This window comes from Bacillus sp. 522_BSPC (assembly GCF_001076885.1).
Taxonomy (GTDB): Bacteria; Bacillota; Bacilli; order Bacillales; family Cytobacillaceae; genus Niallia; species Niallia hominis.
In genome coordinates this window covers 1-23,049 of the sequence record NZ_JVDT01000077.1, presented here as the reverse complement: position 1 = coordinate 23,049, position 23,049 = coordinate 1, and the positions used below count along the sequence as shown (strand labels likewise).

General features: G+C 34.5%; 20 protein-coding genes. 1 reads left to right on the top strand and 19 read right to left on the bottom strand.

The genetic code is table 11. The features are described from left to right. Positions 1-71: 71 nt before the first annotated feature. A complete protein-coding gene (locus ADJ83_RS05690; protein ID WP_031534859.1) occupies positions 72-1,055 on the bottom strand; it encodes an aldo/keto reductase in 984 nt (327 codons plus the stop codon). A gap of 355 nt (positions 1,056-1,410) precedes the next feature. Between ADJ83_RS05690 and ADJ83_RS05685 the strand changes: the two genes are divergently transcribed. Then, positions 1,411-2,586: an ROK family transcriptional regulator gene (locus ADJ83_RS05685; protein ID WP_035415958.1), complete on the top strand. Its 1,176-nt coding sequence runs from the start codon at positions 1,411-1,413 to the stop codon at positions 2,584-2,586. Between the two features lie 57 nt (positions 2,587-2,643). On the opposite strand, the gene ADJ83_RS05680 is transcribed toward ADJ83_RS05685, so the two are convergent. The 18 genes from ADJ83_RS05680 to ADJ83_RS05595 form a co-directional block, all read right to left on the bottom strand. Next, positions 2,644-3,774, bottom strand: coding sequence for a glycosyl hydrolase family 8 (locus ADJ83_RS05680; protein WP_031534862.1), 1,131 nt, complete (start codon positions 3,772-3,774; stop codon positions 2,644-2,646). Between the two features lie 19 nt (positions 3,775-3,793). After that, on the bottom strand, positions 3,794-5,308 hold the full coding sequence (locus tag ADJ83_RS05675) for a GH39 family glycosyl hydrolase (protein WP_031534864.1): 1,515 nt from the start codon (positions 5,306-5,308) through the stop codon (positions 3,794-3,796). A 155-nt stretch (positions 5,309-5,463) separates the two neighbouring features. Next, positions 5,464-6,309 (bottom strand): SDR family oxidoreductase, encoded by an 846-nt coding sequence (locus ADJ83_RS05670; RefSeq protein WP_031534866.1) that lies wholly within the window; start codon positions 6,307-6,309, stop codon positions 5,464-5,466. Next, positions 6,293-7,408 carry a mannonate dehydratase gene (uxuA, locus tag ADJ83_RS05665; RefSeq protein WP_031534868.1) on the bottom strand — a complete coding sequence of 372 codons (1,116 nt, stop codon included), beginning with the start codon at positions 7,406-7,408 and terminating at the stop codon, positions 6,293-6,295. The genes ADJ83_RS05670 and uxuA overlap by 17 nt, the downstream gene beginning before the upstream one ends. A 33-nt stretch (positions 7,409-7,441) precedes the next feature. Further along, positions 7,442-8,854 carry a glucuronate isomerase gene (gene uxaC, locus ADJ83_RS05660; protein ID WP_109767444.1) on the bottom strand — a complete coding sequence of 471 codons (1,413 nt, stop codon included), beginning with the start codon at positions 8,852-8,854 and terminating at the stop codon, positions 7,442-7,444. A 158-nt stretch (positions 8,855-9,012) separates the two neighbouring features. Then, positions 9,013-9,690 (bottom strand): GntR family transcriptional regulator, encoded by a 678-nt coding sequence (locus ADJ83_RS05655; RefSeq protein ID WP_031534873.1) that lies wholly within the window; start codon positions 9,688-9,690, stop codon positions 9,013-9,015. Positions 9,691-9,720: 30 nt separating this feature from the next. Further along, on the bottom strand, positions 9,721-10,428 hold the full coding sequence (locus ADJ83_RS05650) for a DUF624 domain-containing protein (RefSeq protein ID WP_031534876.1): 708 nt from the start codon (positions 10,426-10,428) through the stop codon (positions 9,721-9,723). 107 nt (positions 10,429-10,535) lie between these two features. Beyond that, on the bottom strand, positions 10,536-12,158 hold the full coding sequence (locus ADJ83_RS05645) for an extracellular solute-binding protein (RefSeq protein WP_031534878.1): 1,623 nt from the start codon (positions 12,156-12,158) through the stop codon (positions 10,536-10,538). A 121-nt stretch (positions 12,159-12,279) separates the two neighbouring features. Further along, positions 12,280-13,149 carry a carbohydrate ABC transporter permease gene (locus ADJ83_RS05640; protein ID WP_031534880.1) on the bottom strand — a complete coding sequence of 290 codons (870 nt, stop codon included), beginning with the start codon at positions 13,147-13,149 and terminating at the stop codon, positions 12,280-12,282. 13 nt (positions 13,150-13,162) lie between these two features. Beyond that, complete coding sequence (locus ADJ83_RS05635; RefSeq protein ID WP_031534882.1) at positions 13,163-14,125, bottom strand: ABC transporter permease; 963 nt, start codon at positions 14,123-14,125, stop codon at positions 13,163-13,165. Between the two features lie 292 nt (positions 14,126-14,417). Next, on the bottom strand, positions 14,418-15,209 hold the full coding sequence (locus ADJ83_RS05630) for a Nif3-like dinuclear metal center hexameric protein (RefSeq protein ID WP_031534884.1): 792 nt from the start codon (positions 15,207-15,209) through the stop codon (positions 14,418-14,420). 128 nt (positions 15,210-15,337) lie between these two features. After that, positions 15,338-15,973: a YesL family protein gene (locus tag ADJ83_RS05625; protein WP_031534886.1), complete on the bottom strand. Its 636-nt coding sequence runs from the start codon at positions 15,971-15,973 to the stop codon at positions 15,338-15,340. A gap of 171 nt (positions 15,974-16,144) precedes the next feature. Further along, the gene (locus ADJ83_RS05620; RefSeq protein ID WP_031534888.1) at positions 16,145-18,265 is read right to left on the bottom strand and encodes a glycoside hydrolase family 52 protein; all 2,121 of its coding nucleotides are present in this window, start codon (positions 18,263-18,265) and stop codon (positions 16,145-16,147) included. A 19-nt stretch (positions 18,266-18,284) separates the two neighbouring features. Continuing rightward, positions 18,285-19,181 (bottom strand): carbohydrate ABC transporter permease, encoded by an 897-nt coding sequence (locus tag ADJ83_RS05615; protein ID WP_031534890.1) that lies wholly within the window; start codon positions 19,179-19,181, stop codon positions 18,285-18,287. 15 nt (positions 19,182-19,196) lie between these two features. Then, positions 19,197-20,075: a carbohydrate ABC transporter permease gene (locus ADJ83_RS05610; RefSeq protein ID WP_031534892.1), complete on the bottom strand. Its 879-nt coding sequence runs from the start codon at positions 20,073-20,075 to the stop codon at positions 19,197-19,199. Positions 20,076-20,281: 206 nt separating this feature from the next. Beyond that, the gene (locus ADJ83_RS05605) at positions 20,282-21,601 is read right to left on the bottom strand and encodes an extracellular solute-binding protein (protein ID WP_031534894.1); all 1,320 of its coding nucleotides are present in this window, start codon (positions 21,599-21,601) and stop codon (positions 20,282-20,284) included. Between the two features lie 107 nt (positions 21,602-21,708). Then, on the bottom strand, positions 21,709-22,494 hold the full coding sequence (locus tag ADJ83_RS05600) for a response regulator transcription factor (RefSeq protein WP_031534896.1): 786 nt from the start codon (positions 22,492-22,494) through the stop codon (positions 21,709-21,711). After that, on the bottom strand, positions 22,491-23,049 hold a 559-nt coding region (locus ADJ83_RS05595), incomplete at its 5' end, for a sensor histidine kinase (protein WP_048717209.1). The genes ADJ83_RS05595 and ADJ83_RS05600, both read right to left, overlap by 4 nt.

Sequence of the window (23,049 nt, the reverse complement as noted above, 5' to 3'; positions counted from 1 at the left end):
GGAACTGAAAAAAGAGCCGTGAATATCAAATGATTCACAGCTCTTTTTCTTTGCAAACTTGTCTTTAGTATTTAGTAAGGCCCTCGAATGGCATTTTTAACTTTTTCTTCATAAAAAGTTCTTAAAGTTTGTAATTCCTCGGTATGAAATGTTTTTTCTTCTAAAGCCTTTAAGTTTTCAACAATTTGCTGACGATTTTTAAATCCAGGGATTACACAAGATATCCCTTGTTGATCCAAGATCCATCGTAATGCAGCTGTAGCCATTGACTCTCGACCATTTGCAATCCAAGATAGTTCATCCGCTAACTCTACACCTTTTGCAAAGCCAAGACCTGCAAATGTTTCCCCTACATTAAAAGCTTCTCCATTTTCATTAAACTTTCGATGATCATCTTCAGCGAAAGTATGCGCTTTCGTGAATTTCCCAGTAAGTAATCCACTTGCCAACGGAAGTCGAACAAGAATTCCGACACCCTTTTTCTCGGCTTCAGGAATCAATTCCTCCAGTGGTTTTTGACGAAAAATATTAAATATTACTTGTAAAGCTTTTACATTTGGATTTTGCAAACATATTAGCCCCTCTTCCACTGTTTCAACACTTACCCCATAGTTGCGAATTTTTCCTTCTTGCTGCAATTTATCAAGTACTTCAAATACTTGACCACCTTTTAAAATATCTGTTGGCGGACAATGGATTTGATATAAATCAATTGCTTCTCTATTTAGTCGTTTTAAGCTATTTTCACAATATTTGCGAACACTTTCCAAAGAGTATGTTTCCTTTGCAAAAATATCGCCGCCACGACAAAATTTAGTCGCAATATGAATTTGATCCTCTTTTCCCTTCGTTGCCTTTGCAAGTAATTCTTCACTATGTCCTTCACCATAAACATCAGCTGTATCAAAAAAGTTTACCCCTTTTTCAATCGCCAAGTCTAAGGATTTTAATGCTTCACTGTCATCAACCTTTCCCCATGAACCACCAATTGCCCATGTACCGAAACTTACTTCACTGATTTTTAGTCCTGTGTTTCCTAAATCTCTGTAATTCAATTTGTGAGCACCTCCATTAGCTATGAATACTTACGCAAATATTTATTGAGCCTTATTCTATTATAAAGGAAGCGGTAGCTATACAGTACTTCTCCTATTTCTAAAAAATAAGTGCTCTTAGAGAAATTATAACAACCAACCCTAAGTTTGTATATTAAATAAACTAACTTTCTATACATCCTCTTGGATTTTTCTTAAAAGACTATAAACAAATTCTCTTTCGGTTTGGTTCATAAAGAAAATATAGTATAATTAATCAATTATACTAAGACCCAAAGCAAGATTCGGAGTATGTAGAAAATTAACCCAACAAACACATAATTCCATCATTATGAGAAGGAGAGTAGGAATAGCTATGCATGTCACTTGGAATCAACAACTAGTTAAAAAAGAGAATAAATCACTCTGTTTAAATTTAATTAAGAACACTGCTCCTATTTCCCGAGCTGAAATAGCTCAACAAACAGGTTTAACAAAAGGAACTGTTTCCTCCTTAGTATCTGAGTTACTAGACAAACAATTAATTTATGAATCTGGTCATGGAGAATCGAGTGGGGGCAGAAGACCTGTCATGTTACTATTAAATGAACATGCTGGTTATTCGATTGGTATCGACCTAGGTGTCAATTACATATTAGGAATCTTAACTGATTTACAAGGAAAGATCATCCACCGAATCAATGAAAAGTATGTAAATTTAACCTTTGAAGATACACTACAGATTATTAAAAATATAATTACTACTTTAATGGACATTGCTCCTGAGTCTCCTTATGGTGTAATCGGGATTGGTATTGGAGCACCTGGCATTATTAACATGGAAGGCGATATTCTGCTTGCTCCAAATCTTGGATGGCATAATGTTTCCCTAAAAAAGCCTTTAGAAGAATTATTTAATCTGCCAGTCTTAGTTGAAAACGAAGCAAACGCAGGAGCATATGGAGAGAAGCAATTTGGTCTCGGCCAACCTTATCAAAATCTTATCTATGTAAGTGCGGGAATTGGTATTGGCGCTGGAATTATTATGGACGGAGAATTGTATAAAGGAAGCAATGGTTATTCTGGAGAAATAGGCCATATGACCATTCAAAAGGATGGAATGAAATGTCGATGTGGTAATATTGGCTGTTGGGAGCTATATGCATCGGAGCAATATCTATTAACGAAAGCCTCCGAATGGAAGCATGGGGATACAGATCAAGTCCATTTAAATGATTTGATTGAACTTGCCAACCAAGGAAATGAGCTAGCAATCAATCTATTGAATGATGTTGGTGATCATTTAGGAGCTGGAATAATTAATATCATTCATACCTTTAATCCAGAGCAAGTTATTATTGGCAATCGTCTAACCTTAGCAAAAAAATGGATAGAGCCACGCGTGAAAAAAATGATAAGTAATCATACTTTACCCTTTCATCAATCGGAACTTGCTATCCATTTTTCAGATATCGATTTTTCCTCTTCTGCGCTAGGGTCTGCTGCTTTTACCACAGAGAACTTTCTAAGGTTTATGGTGCAACCGGATTAATGCTATTTTCGTAGATTTAGTCAAAATTTTTTTACAAGTATGAATAATCTTTAGTCCTTATTCTGCAGGATTCCAAATTCGGAAATTACCACTTAAAGCCAGTAAACTAAAAAAGTATAAACAATTATCATAATAACGCCTATCCCCTTTTCGGATCGGTGTATTCCAAAATAATTCAACCATTCGTTTCGCATTCGGGCCTTCTGCTGCTAAAGAAGCCATTGCATTTGTTGCAATTAACCCAATTGGATGAAGTGATTTCTCAGAAAAAGGAACTCCATCAATAGTATATCTTCTGTAATCTTCAGGATCGATTTCTGCGAAAAAGTTCTGAATTTTATTAGCCGTTTTCCTTTCCCATTCACTTCCTCTAAACCATTCATAATCAAGACCAATATTCCCAGCAACACGATAGGAATCACTATAAAAATGGCCGTAGCCTTTTTCATTATTTGGTGTCCCATCATAAAAGGCATATTCAGGGGAGAGCCCTGTTTCTGGATGGCAAGAAAGTTCCAAATATTCACGACTTGCCTTGGCAGCTTCCTTCCAAAATCCTCGATCTTCCGGAAATGCCCAGCTAGCAAAAAGCTCATAGAAATGAGGTAGATGATAGGACGGATTGGTAAATTCACAATTAGGGACAAACTTTATTAACTTATTGTCTAAATTCCACATTGGGTTCCCGTCTCCATTTTCCCCCTTATGTAGGCAGGTTCGTAATAAGCTTCTTGCTTGCTGACTATAGTTGAAAGGTTCTTCCCCATCTCCCCATCGATGTGCTGCAAAAAATAGAGCAAGTGCAAAATACTCTTCTCCATCTGGAGCTGGACCATACGCCCGCTTTGTTCCATCTGGATTGCAAGACCAAGCAAAATAGCCAGCATTTTCACCAGTATGCATGTACATATGCTTCTTTGTCCAATTCCATATTCGGTCAAATTCCTCTTTTTTATCTAACTGGACAGAAATCATCATTCCATAGGACATGCCTTCCGTTCTAACATCTAGATTACCTGTATCTAATAAGTAACCACCATCACTAGAAGGAAAATATATTCTAGTGTCATTATCTCCATAAAAAATTTGAGTCCACGCATCTTCTAATTTTGTCTGAATAGCATGATCTGTATAACCCAACTCTTTAAATACATTTCGGTATTTCCCTGTTTTAAATGCACCACTCATTTAAACAATCACTCCTTTTTTAAGACGTATAGGAAGTTATCAGACTATCATCGATTCCTTTATATGTTTCTGTTTCATCTTTCATTTCATTTAGTTCTATTAGCGTTACTTCATTTTTAGATAATGTAATAGCAAGCTTTAAATAGCCCTCTTCCTCTTTATTTATTTTTGCCGTCATAAGCTTTGGTATAGAAGCTTCTCTTAATGTTTCAATTGACTGTTTGTCTGGAAAACGAGGTCTCCCCATTTCTTTCCACACTTTCCAAGAATTCGCATGGTGTTCATCGACACTTTGCCGCTTAAGAAAGTATTGGTCGCTGCTAACAGGTATTTGTATCAATAAATCTTTTTCAAAGCCCTCCCCTTTTTCCATCACAGTATTCCAAGCTACAAGGGCAATAGATCCATTTTCTTTTCGAGTAATAATCATTTGGGCATCGCGATAGAGCATTTCCTCACCAAGCCTGTTGAAAAAGGCAAATAAATGAAAGGTAGGCTTTGGGATGGAATGAAGGGCTATTAACCCAAACCCTCCATGGAATGGTGCCTTCGGTATATCAGACTCCTCAAAAACATCACTAAATGTCCAATAGGAAAATGAGTCTACATAATCTCCTCCCTCACTCAATATGCGTGCAAGATAAGCAGCATTTAGTGGTGTATCATGCACTGGATTAATGGGACTGTACGACGTATTATATTCTGTAATATGGAATGGTAAATCAGAAAAGGCTGATTTTTTAATTAGACCACGTACTTCCTCAAATTGTTGAAGCATGTCCGTATTATCCACTAGGTCTTGATAATAGTAATCGGGAGTCACTTTCTTAGGACTTTGCGATGTATAGGCATGACGGCTGACAAAATCGACTGGCACTTCTTCTTTATGACAAAATTCCAAGAAATCAACAATCCACTCATCTGCTCCCCCGCATATTGCCGGACCTCCAACCTGTAAATCCTGGTTCACAGCTTTTATTGCTAATGCCGTTACTTTATATAGTTTAAAATATTCTTGCTTATCTGCGTCCTTCCAAAAATTCACTAAGTTAGGCTCATTCCAAACCTCAAATGGCCATTTTTTTACTTCCTCTAATCCATATCTTTCGATAAAATGCTCTACTACCGCTGTAACTAAATCACTCCATTTTTGATAATCTTTCGGCGGTGTAACATTTCCTTTCCAATAAAAAATTGTTTGATCACCAGAAGCTAACAATTCCGGCATAAAACCAAATTCAATGAACGGGCGTAGATTCAAATCAAGAAAGGAATCAAAGATACGATCAATATAAGTAAAATTATAAAATACCTTCACTTCTTCTCCTATCTTCATTTCCCGATAAATACCAACATCATCAGAAAGCAGCCCATGCCCTCTTATATATTTAAAACCTATTTTCTCCTGGATTATTTTTAAATGATCAAGATATTCTTTCTGAAGAGCCAATCCCAGCCTTCCTGTTCCGATACAGTACTTCCAATTTTCTGTTAACTTTTCCTTTCCTTTTGCTGCTACAATAATAGGTTTCATTTCCTTCTCTCCTATTCTTTTGTTCACATACATTTTCAGAAATATTTTCTAGTAAAATATCATTCTTTTCATTTTATTTTTACTCTTCAGGATAGTTTCAATCTTTTGTAAATGTCGAAATTCCCCAGGAAATATTGTTTTAAGAGCTTCAGCAGTTAAACTCCTGAGTAAGCCATAAACCCTCCATCAACTGGAACGCTGATTCCGGTAACAAAACCACTTGTTTCTTCATTAACTAGCCACAATAAGGTGCCCAATAAATCCTCTGGTCTTCCTAATCTTCTTACTGGTGTATGTGCCAGTATTTTTTTCATACGGTCTGTATAAGTGCCATCAGAGTTTTTGAGCAACCCTTCATTTTGCTTCGTAAGAAAGAAGCCAGGAGCAATAGCATTTACTCTGATTCCGGTCTCAGCCATATGAACAGCAAGCCATTTGGTAAAATTTTCAATCCCCGCTTTTGCTGCACTATAGGCTGGTACTTTTGTCATTGGACTTGGCGCGCTCATAGAAGAGATATTTATGACAGTCCCACTTTTTCCAAGCATTTGCTTAGAAAATATTTGTGTAGGAATTAATGTTCCGATAATATTTAGATTAAATACAAATGAAAATCCCTCAATTGTTAAATCGAAGAAACTCGTAATCCCTTCTTTATCTAAATCTTCCATACGAAGAATTTCCTCTGATGTAACCCCCTTTGGATGATTTCCTCCCGCTCCATTAATTAAAATGTCACAGTTCCCAAAAGTTTCGTATACAATTTTCTCTGCTTCTTTTACACTATGGACATCGACTACATCACATGCAACTGCAATAGCTGTTCCACCTGCGATATTTATTTCTTCTGCTACCTTTTGAGCTTTTTCATACGTACGATTAAGCAGTGCTACTTTTACACCTTGTCTAGCTAACTCCTTTGCCATACAACTACATAGTACTCCTCCACCGCCAGTAATAACTGCAACTTTCCCTGATAGATTTTCAATTAAAGGCAACATTTTTGTCTTCCCCTTTCTGTTTGATTCCTTCGCCTTTTTCTAAACTATCCCAAATTCCTAATATATACATTATTCCTAAAGCTCGATCATAAAGACCATAACCAGGTCTTGCCTTTTCTCCCCAAATCATTCTACCGTGATCTGGTCTGAAATAACCTTTAAATTCATAATCATGTAGCGTCTTAACTATTTCATATAAATCAAGCGTGCCATTTTCCGTACTTCTATGGGATGTTTCCTCGAAATCTCCATTTTCTGCAATTTTGATATTCCGAATATGCACAAAAGGTACACGTTCTTTTTTCAAAAAATGTCGTAATATATCAGGAATATCATTATTAGGATTTGCTCCTAAAGAACCCGAGCATATCGTTAAACCATTAGATGGACTATCTACTAACTTAATAATTTTGTCTAAATTTCCCTTTGAATGAACGATCCTAGGCAAACCAAAAACAGACCATGGTGGATCATCTGGGTGGATAGCCATTTTTATATCACATTCTTCTGCAACTGGAATGATTTGTTCTAAGAAATACTGAAGATGGTTAAATAGATCTTCTTCTGTTACATCTTTATATAATTGAAATAGATACTTAATGGATTTAAGTCTTTCCGGTTCCCACCCTGGCAATGAGTATCCATTTGATAAGTTCTCCATTTGCTCAATTAAAGCCATTGGTTCAATCGATTCTATTTTCCCCTTTTCATATGCTAAAACAGTCGACCCATCAGGAAGTTCCTTTGCTAGATCTGAACGAGTCCAATCAAAAATCGGCATAAAATTATAGCAGATAACCTTCACTCCAGCTTTTGCTAGATTACGAATCGTTTGTTTATAATTTTCAATATATTTTTCTCTTGATGGAAGTCCAAGTTTAATGTCTTCATGAATATTAACACTCTCAATAACTTCTAAACTCATACCATTTCTATTGATTTCTTCCTTTAACTCCATAATTCTATCTTCTGGCCAAACCTCTCCAACTGGAATATCAAACAATGCTCCAACTACCCCATCTATTCCAGGTATTTGTCTAATATGCTCTAATGAAACACTATCATCTTCTCTACCAAACCATCTAAACGCTACCTTCACTTATGAATCCTCCTAGAAAGTCATCTCTTTTTATCAATTATCTCTATTAATCTCAAAATAATTTTTTGCATTAAAATAGGAAATATCCTGAACTAATTTTCCAATAAAATCATAATCTTTTGGTACCTCTCCATTTTCTATCCAGCTCCCTAGCATATTACAAAGAATTCTTCTAAAATACTCATGCCGGGTGTAGGATAAAAAACTTCTCGAATCTGTTAACATTCCAATGAATGTTGACAAAATCCCTATATTGGCTAAATCTTTCATTTGATTTATCATTCCATCTTTATGATCATTAAACCACCATGCGGCTCCACTTTGTATTTTCCCCTTCACCCCTGCTGCTTGAAAGTTTCCTGCGGCTGAGGCAATGATTGGACCATGATTAGGGTTCAACGAATATAGGATTGTTTTTGGTAATTGATTATCTTTATCCAAGCTATTTAAAAATTGGTTAAGCGGTCTTGCTAAGGTAAAATCATTAATGGAATCATAGCCTGTATTAGCACCCAATGACTGAAACATACGATTATTATTATTTCTCTTTGCTCCAATATGCAGTTGCATCACCCAGCCTAAGGAAGAATATAACTGTCCAAGGTATAGGAATGTATACGTTTTAAACTTATTTTCCTCTTGTTTAGAAATGGTTGCTCCTTCAAGCTTTGCTAGAAAAATGCGACTTGCCTCTCCTAACGTGCATTCTTCATATGGCAATTCTTCCAACCCATGATCAGCAATTCTACATCCTTTTAGATGAAAATAATCAATACGTTTTCTAATCGCTTTTAGAAAAACCTCGTAATCTGTAATGCTAGTATTTGTTTTCTTTCCCAAATTTCTTATATAAGAAAGGAACGATTCTTGATTAATTTCAAGTAAAGAATCAGGTCGAAATGAAGGAAGAACCTTTGTTTTAATCTCAGAATTTTCCTTTATCATGCTGTGATATTCTAAATCATCTAAAGGATCATCTGTTGTCCCAATCATCTCGACATTAGATTTAGCAATAAATCCTTGGGCAGTATATTCTTTTTGCTTAAGCTTCTCATTACAAATATTCCAGATTTCATCGCAAGTATCTTCATTCAATACAGTGTCAATCTGAAAATATCGCTTTAATTCTAATTGGGACCAATGATATAAAGGATTTCCTATGCAATAAGGAAGAACTTTTGCCCAAGCCTGGAACTTCTCATAATTACTTGCCTTCCCAGTTATATAGTCCTCCTCTATTCCGAAGTATCGCATTGCTCTCCATTTATAATGATCTCCTGCTAACCATAGCTCACTAATAGTATCGAAGGATTTATTTTCTGCTATTTCTTTCGGACTTAAGTGGCAATGATAATCAATTATTGGCATGCACTTACTATATTCATGAAATAGAATTTTTGCAGATTCATTTTGTAATAAAAAATCTTCTTCTATTACTTTCATCAACACTCTCCCTCTCTCCTTACCTGAATATAAGAAATAAAAAACAGTTAGTGGTTTTTCTTTGGATAATCCATATCTTCACCTTGAAAATGTATCCTCTACCTATCTAAATAGATAAAATAGAAATTTTCTTTCCCTACTAAACAATGCTTAAATATTTTTTAGCCAATAAAGTAATTTGGATACTTTTCCTTTAAAACATGCTGTTCTAAAAAGGCTAGCCGAAGATGTTTCTCCATTATTTCACTTGCCTTTTCTCCTTCCTTATTCGTAATAAGTTGATAAAGGGACTTATGTTGATTAATGATTATTTCCCAATTTGTATCACTAGAAAATCTGAGGAGTCGTAATCGCTTAAAATGACTATTTAGAAGCTGAAGCATATTCCATGTTCGTTCTTTTCGACAGGCAGCAAATAATAATTGGTGAAATTCCTCATCTAGTTCAAATATTTTTTGAAAATTATTTTGTTCCATACAAAGTTCTTGCATTCTAATATTACTTTCTAATCGAAAACGAAATACTTCTGGAAAATCCTTACTGACCAGTATAACAATTTCCTTTTCCACCATTTCTCTAATAAAGCGACCTTCTTCTACATGCTCTAAATTTATTCTTGATACAATCGTTCCATATTGAGGGATAATATCAAGCAATTCCTCTTGTGCTAGCTTCATAAATGCTTCTCTAACAGGAGTTCTGCTTACATTAAGCTCATCTGCAATTTCTTTTTCAGATATCTTCGTACCTGGTTCTAATTCCAAACTCATAATTTTTTCTTTTAAAATATTATAGGAGTAATCTCTTGAAGAAACCCTCACTCCTTGCGTAGTTAACATTTTTATTCTCCTTCGTTTGAATTATGAATCCTATACACTTGTATCACTGTTTCCTGTCTTCTTTAGAAAATTACTTTCAATATGACCTAACATCGCCTTAGAATTAAATGTCATCCCCATCGCAATCAAACTTGCAATAAAAATCACTAAAAAATCAGTCGTAAATACTGTTACAAAAGCAACTAAAAATAATATCAATATATTGCCTATCGTTTCTTTAAATTTAGTAAACTGATAAAAGGCAGATAACTTTACTAAATCTCTTATCCGAAAAGTAAACCTTGCATTGATCACTAACATATTGATACTAAGCATTGTCCAAATAAGAGTAAGTACAAGCAATACGATAAAAATCATTTGATTGACTGGAGTTACTGTTATTCGGAGGTATTGTAAATCGATGAGTAAAACAAAGTATACGGCAAGGATTATTGTCCAGGTGAAAAACGTGCCTTTTAAATTTGATCGATAGCCATAGAAAAAGTCCGCAGTGGGTGACAGTTCCTTCGTTCTCACTAATTTCTCCATGGAATAAAGTAATCCTGATATAGCAGGACCAGATGGAATTAATGCAAGAACATACAAACCGATATTAGAGAACGTTGGTGTTAATGTCATAAAGAAAAAAATGAATATTGCATTTGTTGCTACAAAATAAATATTGGTTAATAATATCCAATATACGTAATTGCTGAATGTAAATAAGATCCCTTGTCCAAACTCTTTTTTATGTTCCATGCCTTTCACCTTCTTTCAGAATAAAGAAATGTCCTAATGAAAAAATATATAGGATAAGGTATCCTTATTGCTAGTCGGTATAGGATACCTCATCAATTCTTCATCTATTATTTATTATTCTTCTTATATTCTTGGTATGTTTTATTTGCTGTTTCTACATATTGATCTAACCCTTGACTTTTTAGCTCTTTAATAAAAGCATCATATTCACTTAAATCACGTGTACCTAAAATAAACTTTAATGTGTTTTGAGTCGTATAGTCTTTTAAAGGTGTGCTTTGTAAAGTAGCTCTTTCTCTATCTTCTACAGAATACGGAATAATTGGTTCTGCTGGAATTGTTGTTTTCACTGCTTTCATATCGTTTTGGAATTTAATTTCCTCTTCACTCATCATAGATTGAAGTAAGTCTGTTGTTCCCCCATATGCAAAAACCCCATTTGAGAATCCATAATCCACACGTAAATCTTTTGTTCCTTCTGGATTTAAACCGTTATAAGTGACGTCTTCCGTTAATGTTCTTACTCCATCTTCTTTTGTAAATGTTGTTCCTTCCACTCCCCATTTAGCGAATTCTTGACCCTCATCACTGTAATATAACCAGTCAACAAACTGCAGAATTGCTTCAAAATATTCACTTTCCTTTATTTTTGAAGAAATCATAACACCATTTTCTAATCGAGAACCTGCCATTAATTGACCTGCAGGACCACCAGGAACGGTTATTTTTGAAATAGAATAATTTCCTTTTCCTAATGTTTTATCCATATCTGTGCGGTGTAAATTAATAGTTTGTGAGTTACCATTGATAATAAAGGACTTTCCAGTTACAAATTTTTGCGTTGCCTGTTCATCAGTCTGTGTGAAACTCTCTTCATCTAACAGCCCTTCGTCTACTAGTTTATGAAAATAAGTTACTAATTCTTTGTATTCGTCTGTAGTAGGTGCATAAACAAATTCATCTTGTTCCTCTATATAAGACAATCCATTTCCAAATCCCCATCCTGCCTTTGTTCCAAAGCCTGTTGCAGCAACATTTAGGGTACTATCAAACTTAAAACGATCGGAGAACGGAATAGAGTCTGGATAGATTTCTTTTAACTTCTTCATTGCTACATATAGTTCATCCCAAGTTGTTGGTATATCAATATTATTTTCTTCAAAGACATCTGTTCTAACGATCAATGTATAATCTGGCCAAACTTCTTCATGCAAACCTGGAAGGACATAAAACTTTCCATCCTGTTGTCGTAAAGTATCTATCTCTTCTTCTAGGTTCCATTTTTCTATTTTATCTTTTAAATGAGGCATTTTATCAATGTAATCGCTTACCGGAAGTGCAGCGCCTGAAGAAACAAACGCAGTTTCTTCGCCAGGATATGTTTTTGGAATTAATAATGGTGCTTCACCTGAACTAATCAACAAACTTCTTTTTTGCGTATAATCACTCAAAGGTACGATTGTTGGCTCTAAGGTAACATTCGTAATTTCTGTTATTTTATCCCATAGTAGCCAATCTTTATCGTATGGATATGTAGACTGTTCCATATATAAGATTGGTAATTCAAATGGTTCTGTAGCTTTAAATGTGTCTCCAACCGAGTACGATTCCATAGCTCCTTTTGTAGATACTTCTGTGCTTGCCGCATCATCATCAGAACACGCAGCTGTAATAAGTACAAACATACATAAACTTAGAAATAACCCAACCTTTTTTAAACTTTTCTTCATGGTATTTCCTCCCCTTATATATATAGGAAAAGCGTAGGTTTTTTTCTCAAGATATGGCATTGTAAACACTTCTTAGAAAAATAACTACGCTGAATTCCAGTTAGCTAGCGACCCTGCTTTACTACTTAACAGAGCCGAGCATGACACCAGAAACAAAGTATTTTTGTACAAATGGATAAACAGACAGTATTGGTAAAATGGTTAAAACCATTGTTACGGCTTTAATGTTGGCGGAAATCTGTGTTAAGTTGTCTGCCGACGTTGCTCCTGCTGACATAGCGCTTGTTGCCCCTGCAATCATATTTCTTAAGTAAATTGTTACTGGAAATAATTCTTTTTTATCTAAATAAATGAAAGCACTAAACCAAGAATTCCAATATGCAACCGCATAGAATAATACCATTGTGGCAATTACCGCTTTACTTAGCGGCAAAACTATTTTTAATAAAATACCGTATGTGTTTAAACCATCAATAGAAGCTGCCTCTTCTAATTCTTCAGGCATATTTTCAAAAAAGGATTTCATTATTAGCATATTGTAAATACTAATTGCTCCAGGGATAACAATTGCCCACATCGTATTACCGAAGCCCAATGCATTGATTAATACATAGTTTGGAATCAAGCCTCCGTTAAAGAACATGGTAAAAACGGCAAACACTGTTAAAAACCTGCGGCCAACCAATCTTCTTTTTGAAAGTGCATATGCAAATATAGTTGTTAAAAACATGGATATGATTGTCCCCACTATTGTATAAACAACTGTATTTTTATAATTTATCCAGAACATATCATCACTAAGAACTTTTTGATAGGTATCTACATTAAAACCTTTTGGCAATAAATTTACCTGTCCTGAATTAATATAGGACTCACTACTAAATGACTGTGCCACAACATTTATGAACGGATATAACGTACAAAAAATGATTACTAATAGAATACAAACATTAAAGACCTTAAAAATTTTATACTGCTTCGATTCTTTCATCTAGTCTCCCCTCCTACCATAAACTTCTTTCTGTAAGTTTTCTTGAAATACTATTAGCCGTTAAAACAAGTATTAATCCAATGATAGATTCAAATAATCCAATAGCTGCAGCATAACTGAAATTATTAGACTCTAGACCAACCCGGTATAGATAAGTAGAAAGAACATCGGAAGTTTCATATGTTAAAGGATTATAGATCAATAAGATTTTTTCAAAGCCAACCGCTAGAAAGCTTCCTATGTTTAGAATTAATAGGGTAACAATTGTCGGTAAGATACCAGGAATCGTAATATGCAGTGTTTGTTTCCAACGATTTGCACCATCTATTTTCGCTGCTTCATAGAGGGATTCATCAATAGTTGTTAAGGCTGCCAAGTAAAGAATGGCTCCCCATCCCATTCCTTGCCATACTTCTGATGTAACATAAATGGTCCTAAACCATTCTGGACTTTGAATAAAGCTTATTTTATCTCCTGTGAAAAATTCTACTATGGCATTGATCGAACCGTTTAATGCGGTTAATTGTAAAACCATCCCAGCAATTATAACGATAGATAAAAAATGCGGTAAATAAGAAGCAGTCTGTACAAACTTTTTGAATTTTTTTGACTTCACTTCATTTAAAAGAAGAGCAAAAATAATCGGCATTGGAAAACAAAATAGCAGTGTTAATCCACCTAAAATAAATGTATTTTTAAATACATTCCAAAAAACTGGATCTTCAATAAACATTTGAAAATAATACAAGCCGACCCATTGCTCGCCATAAATCTTACCGCCTGGCATATACCTTCTGAAAGCGATAACATTCCCAAACATAGGACCATACTTAAAGATTAATAAATAGATGATTGGCAATATTAACAAAGAATAAAGCTGCCAATCTTTTCGTATAGCAATCTTCAAAGTCTTAAATTTATTTCTTTTTGGCTTACTAATAGTCTTTACCTGTGAATGAACTACTTCAGTTTCCATTAGGACCCCCCATTTCTGTTATTAGTAACTTTTTAGTCATATACAAATTCTTTAATAAAGCCTCATCTTACAAAGATTAAGCAAATACACCTTCTTAATAAAGCGCTTACTTTTTACTATTTTTAGAAGTCTAGTTTTAAATTATGAAATACTATTATGAAAAAGGATATAATATTATAGAAAATTTGAGATGAAACAATTAAATGAAGTGATTGAGAGTGATAAGATTGTATTTTTTCAGAAAAATACTAGTATGGTAGTATACCTAAAAAGCGATTATCTTTTTAAATATTTAATAAATTTGATACAATGGCTTTTCTTTGAAGTAATGAACTGGAATATGTGGAAAGTATGCTTGAACTAATGATTGGAGGTACTCCATTCCAGGTTCTTCGCTAACTGCATGACCAATCATAATAAGTGCCTTTTTTTCTCCTTGGTGGATAGCATCCCTTACATATTCTGGAGCTTCCCATTCTGGACCTTCACCTGCTATAACTAAATCTAGGTGTTGATTCTGAAATAAAGGAATGACTAATTCTCCTCCACCTCGATAACCTGCCAGCACTCCGATTCTTTTGCATTCCATTAACTGATCACCAACAACTTTAACAAAAGGAGCGCCAAGCTTTTCCTTTACATACATCGCTATCTCCATAACCGATTTCTTTGGAATGGTTAAAATAGTTGCAGTAGGTTGGTTCTCTTCAACATATTTCTCCCATTCAAGCTTTCGAATCAAACCGACCATAATTCCATCTGGAGTGTAGCGATGAAAGTAATCATGAAAGCGAAAAATATTAATATTTGCTTCTTCTATTACTTGGAGTTTTGCATTACAAATTGGATCTTCAGCATATGCCTCTTTCCAATTATCATGACTATAAAAGGGACCTTCATGTGTAATAACCATATTTGCTCCAATAGAAATTGCTTTTTCTAATACTTCTTGCGTAAGCATGAATGCGATTACAATTCCTTCAACATCAACATTAGCTGAACCTTTTACTAATATATCAGTTGTTGATTCAAATCTTCTTGCAGGTTCGATTAACTTATCAATTACTCTTTGAATATTCGTCATTCTATCTCCCCCATCAAGTTAATCAAATTATACCATGATTAAGTTCGTTCATTCAATATACAAACTATTTTTTTTACAAGTTTTTCTATGAATTTTTCTTTCACGATAAATTTCGTCTCAAACTCTACTTATTCCGTGATAATCTTGTTTGTTTTCTGGTTTTGCAATCGCTGAAAAATGAGTAGACCACCTGACATTAGTATACAAGCTATTGAAACACCACTGAAAAATGGTAGAAGTCCAGGTAAATAAATCAATAGAAAAATATCTGCAGCTACTCCAAGGATTACTAGAATCAATAAATGGAGATTTAAAATTCCTACAAAAAAAGAATATTTAAAATACTCGATGAATTTTAATTGAAAATGGACATATACAGGAAAAAAGAATAAAAGTGTAATAATATACAAGCAAGAAATTAGTAATACGATACTTGTTGATATAATACTGATTATTCCCTCTAAATTTAAAATTAGATAGTAATCTAGATACAACATCGCTCCAGCCATTGCAAATACCATGCCAAAACCATTACTTTTGATAAATTCACTTTTATAGACAGAGAAGAATGTTTTCCAGATGGGTATCTCGGTTTCTTTCATAAACCATTTTCGAACAACAGTAAATAAAGCTACTGTCGCAGGCATAAAACCGAATACAATTAATCCGCTTAACAGAAACATAATCCATAGTAAATTAATATAGGCCAGCTTCATAATCCATTCACAGATGGTATATAATTTTCCCATTGGTTTTGTTGACATGTAATTCCCCTCTACTTTCTTCTGTCCTGCTAACTTTCTACCTAGTCTTTTTTATCTTTCTTGCAAACTAAGAGTAAATCTCTCTGGCAAATAACTGTAAATAAAGGAAATGGGGCTACTTAAGCTCCCATTCCCCTTTCACTAGGAATGCTTTTTTCACCATAGTTACTTTTAATGCTGTTCCTCCAACCACAAGATGCTCGTTACTCCACGTGGATAGTATTTACTTCCTGCGATTTCACCTGCTATGATTTGATCGCTCCAGCTCCAAACGGATAACTCAGGGTGTGTTAGCCATTCTACATGTGCAGCATCTGCTTTTGCCCCTTTTTCATCCCATTCCCAGTCTAGAATTTCTCGAGCGATAAATTGGCATAAATAAATTTTGCTTAGCCATGAATTATTACTTGTAGAGGAGATTTTCCATCCTCCATCCTCAAATAGACAAACACCTTCTGTTAACACTGTTTCAAGATGTGTCTTTAATGCCTGAATATAGACACCATATCGTCCATGTTCATCTAACGCATCTTTACAATTTGTAAAGTATGGGAAAATCAGTCCTTCTATTGCAGGGATAATTTTCGAGTCATTTCCTTCTCCAATGACAGCTGGAATATACCCATCTTCGGTAACATGCTCGACAATGGTTGCTGCGCATGTTTCTGCTTGCTCACCTGCAAGCTTAGCTAAATCTTCTCTTTCATTTTCCGTAAATATTTTTTCAAGTGCAATATAGGAAGCCCATATTTTTCCCGCAAGATAACTATTGTTTCGCGCTTGCCCTAACGACACGTCAAGACTGTCATAAGTGGTAATTTCCGCACCGCCCATTACCCTTGAAGAATCTAGTCCCATTAAACCATTACGCTTATCAGGTTCTGGATGGTCTCTGTTTAATATACTTTTAAAACATTGTTCCACTATCTCAAGATTTGCATCCAACCATTTTTGATCGCCTGTATGATGAACATAAAGGGCAGCACATAACACCCAGTTTACTAGCTGTTCATGGGTCATATGCGAGAAGCAACCATCAAGTCCATACAACTCATAGGATGAGTATTGCGGACGAGAAATTGTATTTGCTACACCCATATCATGGGTAAAACTTATCCCACCAGGATATTCTGTATCATCATTGGGAAAACGAACAGTATCTTGATAACTAAATCGTTGGACAAACATATCTAATTCATTTTTTACTGTCCATGGGTTCATTCTTAGCTCAAAGAAAATTTGATCAACCGTTAAATCAAATGTATTCATCATTCGATATTCCCCCTCATTCACTACCCAGAAGGGTTCACCATTATAATCTAACAATTGTGTAGATCCATAATAGCTGCGAATCGAGTGAATCAACATAAATTTTTGATCTTCCGATAAATGATTTGTACTAGTTATTTTTTCATTCGCATTTTTCGATCTGTCTGCAAGTAGATCAAAATTTCCAAGCGCATATTCAGCAACTGACTCGATATTATTAAAGAAGTTTGTATAGTAATAAGAAGTATCCATTCCTGCAGTTACAATCCCACCTCTATAAAAACAGATGGCAAATTGGTATGTTCTTTTTTCTCCTACTGGGACATCCATAACAAGCGCTCCTAAAGGTCCTAATCCAAATGTCCAATTCTCTTCTTCAGGAGTTGTTAGAATATTTTCCAAACTAAAGTGCATTGCTGATTTTACATCAGGATTGTTGGATACAATAGCAGTCAATCTGCCTTGACCAATACCTGCAAAGCCATCCATTGTATCATCGACTCTTCGCATCGATGAATAAGGATCACTCCCCTGATAGCCGAAAAAAGCGCGTCTATTTCTTGTTCCGTTTGTATTATCTACTGTCAATTCAGCAAGTACAGCTGGCAAAATAGTACTTTTCAATTCTTCTTCATCTGCAGCTTTTGGATCTGGAACACCTTCTACTTGGGAGTAAATAGTAAAAGATAGATCCTCAGATTCCCATGTATCTGTTCCAAGTTGAAAATTACGTTTTATTTTATCTTTAGAGATAGGAAAAATTATATTAGGCTTATCTGGATCTGGATCCATATTTTCAATATCATATCGCTTACTTTCATCATCGGCTTGGTATGCAAAGAACGGAAAAGCTTCATATGTCCCTTCATTATCTAAAGATTCAGCTCCAATATAAATATTTTGCTTTGGAGAACGACCTAATTCTAAATCTAATCCACCACCATCACCAGGAAATCCTAGCGTAAAGCTGGAGAACGCTCCTATTGGAGAATGATGAGCATTAAAAAATAAATTTTTTGGCATCGTGATTATTTCCTCCTTTTTATCCTTTTACAGAGCCGGCAGCTAATCCTTCGACAATCTTATTACTTAGGATGATGAAAGCAATTAAAATTGGAATAATACTTATCATTAAGGTAGCTCCAATAGCTCCCCAATCTGTTAAATATTGACCTACGAAATTATTAACACCAACGGTTAAAGTCTTCCATTTATCAGAACTAATGAACGTATTAACGAATACGAATTCATTCCAGTTATAGATCATATTGATAATAACAACTGTTGCCATAACAGGAGTTGTCATTGGTAGCGTGATTTGAAAGAATATGCGATGGATCGAACAACCATCCATTACAGCTGCTTCTTCCAGTTCACGTGGCAATGCTTGATAGAATCCTAATAAAATCATGATGGTAAGCGGTAGGTTAAACGCTGTATACGATAAGATGATTGAAATCGGATTATCGATTAGTTGTAATTGATTAAAGAAACTAAATAAAGGAATTAAGGTGGAATGCAATGGAATCATAATTCCAACCATAAACAATCCAAGAACAAGTTTACTTAGTTTCCAATGCATTCTTGTTATTGCAAAAGTAACAAAGCTTGCTAGAATTACAGTTAAAACTACTGCGACAATAGTAATCCACACACTATTAAAGAAATATTGGCTTATATTCCCTTGTGTCCATACTTTTACATAGTTCCCCCATTGTGGATCTTTTGGAAGAGCAAATGGAGATAAGCCAAATACTTCTTGATTCGTTTTTAAAGAAAAGAAGAATAACCAAATTAATGGATATATTTGAAAAATGGCAATTATTCCTAGTACTAGATACAAAATTCCGTATCCTATTTTACTTCCAATTGATCCTCTTGTTTTAGGAGATGTGGATAAATTAGTTTTATTATTTTTTTGTACAACTACTTCACTCATGATCCTCTCTCTCCTTTAATACTGAGCATCTTCTTTTGATGCTGTTAATTTTTGTATCACCCATGTCATCACTAAGCAGATTATTAATAACGCAAAGCCAATAGCACTACCATAGCCAAAATTATATGTTTTAAATGCTTCCTTATACATATAAGATGCCATTACTTCACTAGCACCATTAGGTCCGCCGCCAGTCATTACATAGATTAAATCAAAGTATTTTAATGAACCTACAATTGCTAGTACTATCGTTACTTTTATTACTGGAGCAATCAGTGGGAGCTTTATTTTGTAAGCGATTTGTAACGGGGTAGCTCCGTCGATTTTAGCTGCCTCCATAATTTCATCTGGCACCCCTTTTAAAGCTGCATAATAAATAATGATATAAAATCCTGCATATTGCCATACAATTGGAATGAATATCGAATATAGGACCAAATTAGGATCTGCAAGCCATATCGGTGTATTTTCCACTCCAAACATTTCCAAAAGCTTGTTCAGCATTCCGTTTGTTGGATCGAAAATTTTTAACCATAACTGAGCAATTGCTACAGAGGATAATAGCATTGGAATTAAATAAATTTTGCGTAAAAGTCCTGCTCCCTTAATCTTACTTGCTAAAATTAACGAGATTACTAAATATGCTACTAGGCTTATTGCAGAAAATACTGCTAATAAAACCGAATGATACGTACTAGTCCAGAACATTTTATCTTTCATGAGCTCTATATAATTATCTAGCCCAATAAAGGTCTTAGCCCCTATACCGTCCCAATCCATTAAGCCATAATATCCTGTTAATACAATAGGAATATAGATTAAAATTAAAATGAGCAACAGTGCAGGGAGCACATACAGAGTGATTACCCATTTATTCGACATCACATTTTTCATTTTTCTGCTCTCCCTCCTTATTGATTTGTAAGGGCTTTGTCAAATGATAATATTGGGTATTCTAATGTGATTTTTTTCATCAAACCAATATTATCGTTCAACAAAGCCTTCTCTTAAAATCAATAATGTCAATATCATAATTAAATGATTATTTTTAAATAGTGGAATCCATCTTTTTCCCTATGATAGATTCCACTCATTATTTGTTATTCTTCTTCAGCTAACGCTTCTTCTTGTTTTGCTGTAAATTCTTTTGGTGTTGCCTGACCGCCAAATAGTGATTGAATCATATCTAAATGAACTTGAGCAACACTTGAGCTCATTTGAACGTCAGCATATAATGTTAAGTTCGATGCTTCTCCTAGATCATTTAAAATATCAATGTACATTGGGTCAAGATCAATATTGGAAGTATCCACAACAGTTGCCGGGATAACGCCAGCATCTTTAACAGAGTTTTTGCCCCATTCTTGGACTAGATATGCTACAAAATCTTTCGCTTCTTCTTTTACTTTAGATTTTTCAGAAACAAACAGTCCAACACCAGGACCACCTACAAAGCTGTTAATATCGCCTTTACCGCCTTCATAAGTTGGGAATTTAAAGTATCCAACTTTGTCTTTAAATTCTTGTGTAACATCTGGGCTTGTTGTATAGTTTGGCAACTCCCAAGTAGCCATTAAATACATAGCTGCTTGCTCATTCATAAAGTATCCTTTTGCCTCATCATTGGATAATCCGTTAAATCCTTTTACAAATCCACCCATATCTACTAATTTATTAATTTCTTCAGCAGCTTGAACAAGTGCTGGATCCTCAAAGCTTCCACTGCGATTAATCGCATTTGTTAATACTTCTGGTCCACCAATTCTATCTGCTAGGTACATATACCACATAGAACCAGTCCAACGATCTTTATTACCTAAAGTTATTGGAGTAACATCATTATCTACTAGTGTTTTCACAACATTCAGGAACTCATCATATGTTTCAGGAACTTCTAAATTATATTTTTCAAAGATTTCTTTATTGTAATATACAGGTGTAATGTTTAATTCAAGTGGAAGTCCATATGTTTTACCATCCATAGCAAAGGCTTCTGTTGTACCTGCTACAAATTGATCTTTAAAATTGCTATCAATGACATCATCTAATGATGCGAACATTCCACCCTTAACAAATGGCTGCATGTATCCTGCTGCCCATGTAACTCCAACATCTGGAAGCTCATTAGAAGCAGATAATACTTTAATTTTATCTTTATATTGCTCATTTCCTAAAATTTCCGTTTGTATTTTCACATCTGGATGGTCTTTTTCATATTGCTTAATGATATCGTTTACAATTGTGAACTGAGCTTTTGAACTTCCTTCTGGCCACAAATGCATAAATTTAATAACTGTTTTACCATCATCATCTGAAGCGCTTTCATTATTAGAAGAAGTGGATGAAGAACACCCTGCTAAAACTAAAACCATTAATAAAGCAACCGATAATAAGGCTGACATTGCTTTTCTATTAAACATTAAAACTACCCCCTATACATTCTATTTATTTCTTTCTTACAATTAAAGTCTATCATTATTGGATTTCCGAAAAAAGGTAACAGTGATTAGAAAAAGTTCAACTATTTTTAGAAAGCCCTTTCAACATTGGTTTTTCGATAGGCACTCGGTGTTATTCCTTCTAATTCCTTAAAAATTTTTATAAAATATTTAGGGGTTTTATATCCTGATTCTTCTGCAATATCAGCAATGGAAAGCTTTGTTGACATAAGTAGATTTTTAGCATGCTGAATTCTCCTTCTCGTTATATATTCACTAAATGTTAAATGAATTTCTTCTTTGAACAACACGCTAAAATAACTTGGATTTAAAAAAACATGGTCAGCTACTTCACGTTGGTTTAAATCTTCTTTTAAATGCTTATCAATATATTGCAATGCCTTCTGTATTGGTTCTCGGGCCGATTCATTCGTTACGGTGGCATCAATTAACTTGTCATCAACAACTTTTGAGATTATATTGGCTCTTTCTCTATTTTTATCAATCGTAATAGCATCTTCCACTGCTTCTATTAGTTTCTTTTTACTTATTGGCTTAAGTAAATAATTGATAACACCTAATCGAAGTGCTTCTTGGGCATACTCAAATTCAGAATAGGCAGAGATAACAATAACTACAGGTTGATGTTCTTGATTTTTCATCGTTTTTAACATCATTATACCAGTAATTCTCGGCATTCGAATATCTGTTATGAGGATGTTTATTTTTTGCTTTTTCATGGTGTCAATTGCAGCTTCGGCATTGGCTGCCAATAATATTTGATATTGCCCGTTAGACCAATTCTCTAATGTTTTTTTTATCCCTTCCCTCGATCTTGGCTCATCATCAACAATTAATATTGTTTTTGTATTCATTCAGACATCCCTCCATCTTTTGGAATTTCAAAAGAAATTAATGTTCCTTTATTTTCACTACTTTCCATTATTAGTCCCTTTTGTTGCCTATCCTGATAATAGAGTGCAAGCCTTTTGTATACATTAGAAAGAGCCATTCCCTTGCCTGCTGCAGAGGTTATGCCTCCTTTTTCCATTGATTCTTTAATACTTTTTAATTTAGACGCATTGATGCCAATTCCATCATCTCTAACACTAACTCTTATTCGGTTATTCTCCTCTGCTTGTTCAACAATAACATCAACCGTACATTGTCCAAGCTTATTTTCTGCTCCATGTAATACAGCATTTTCAACTAATGGCTGTATTAAAAATTTAGGAATTCGTACTTCTTCAAATGCTTGAGGTAGCTTTATATGCCATTTTAACTGCTCTCCAAATCGCATTTTCATTATTTCCATGTAGTCCTCTATATGTTCTATTTCATCTTTTATACGTACCCACTCCTCCTCTGAGGAACGAGAGATTGTATATCGAAATAAATTAGACATCGTAACAACAAGTTCTGCCAGCTCT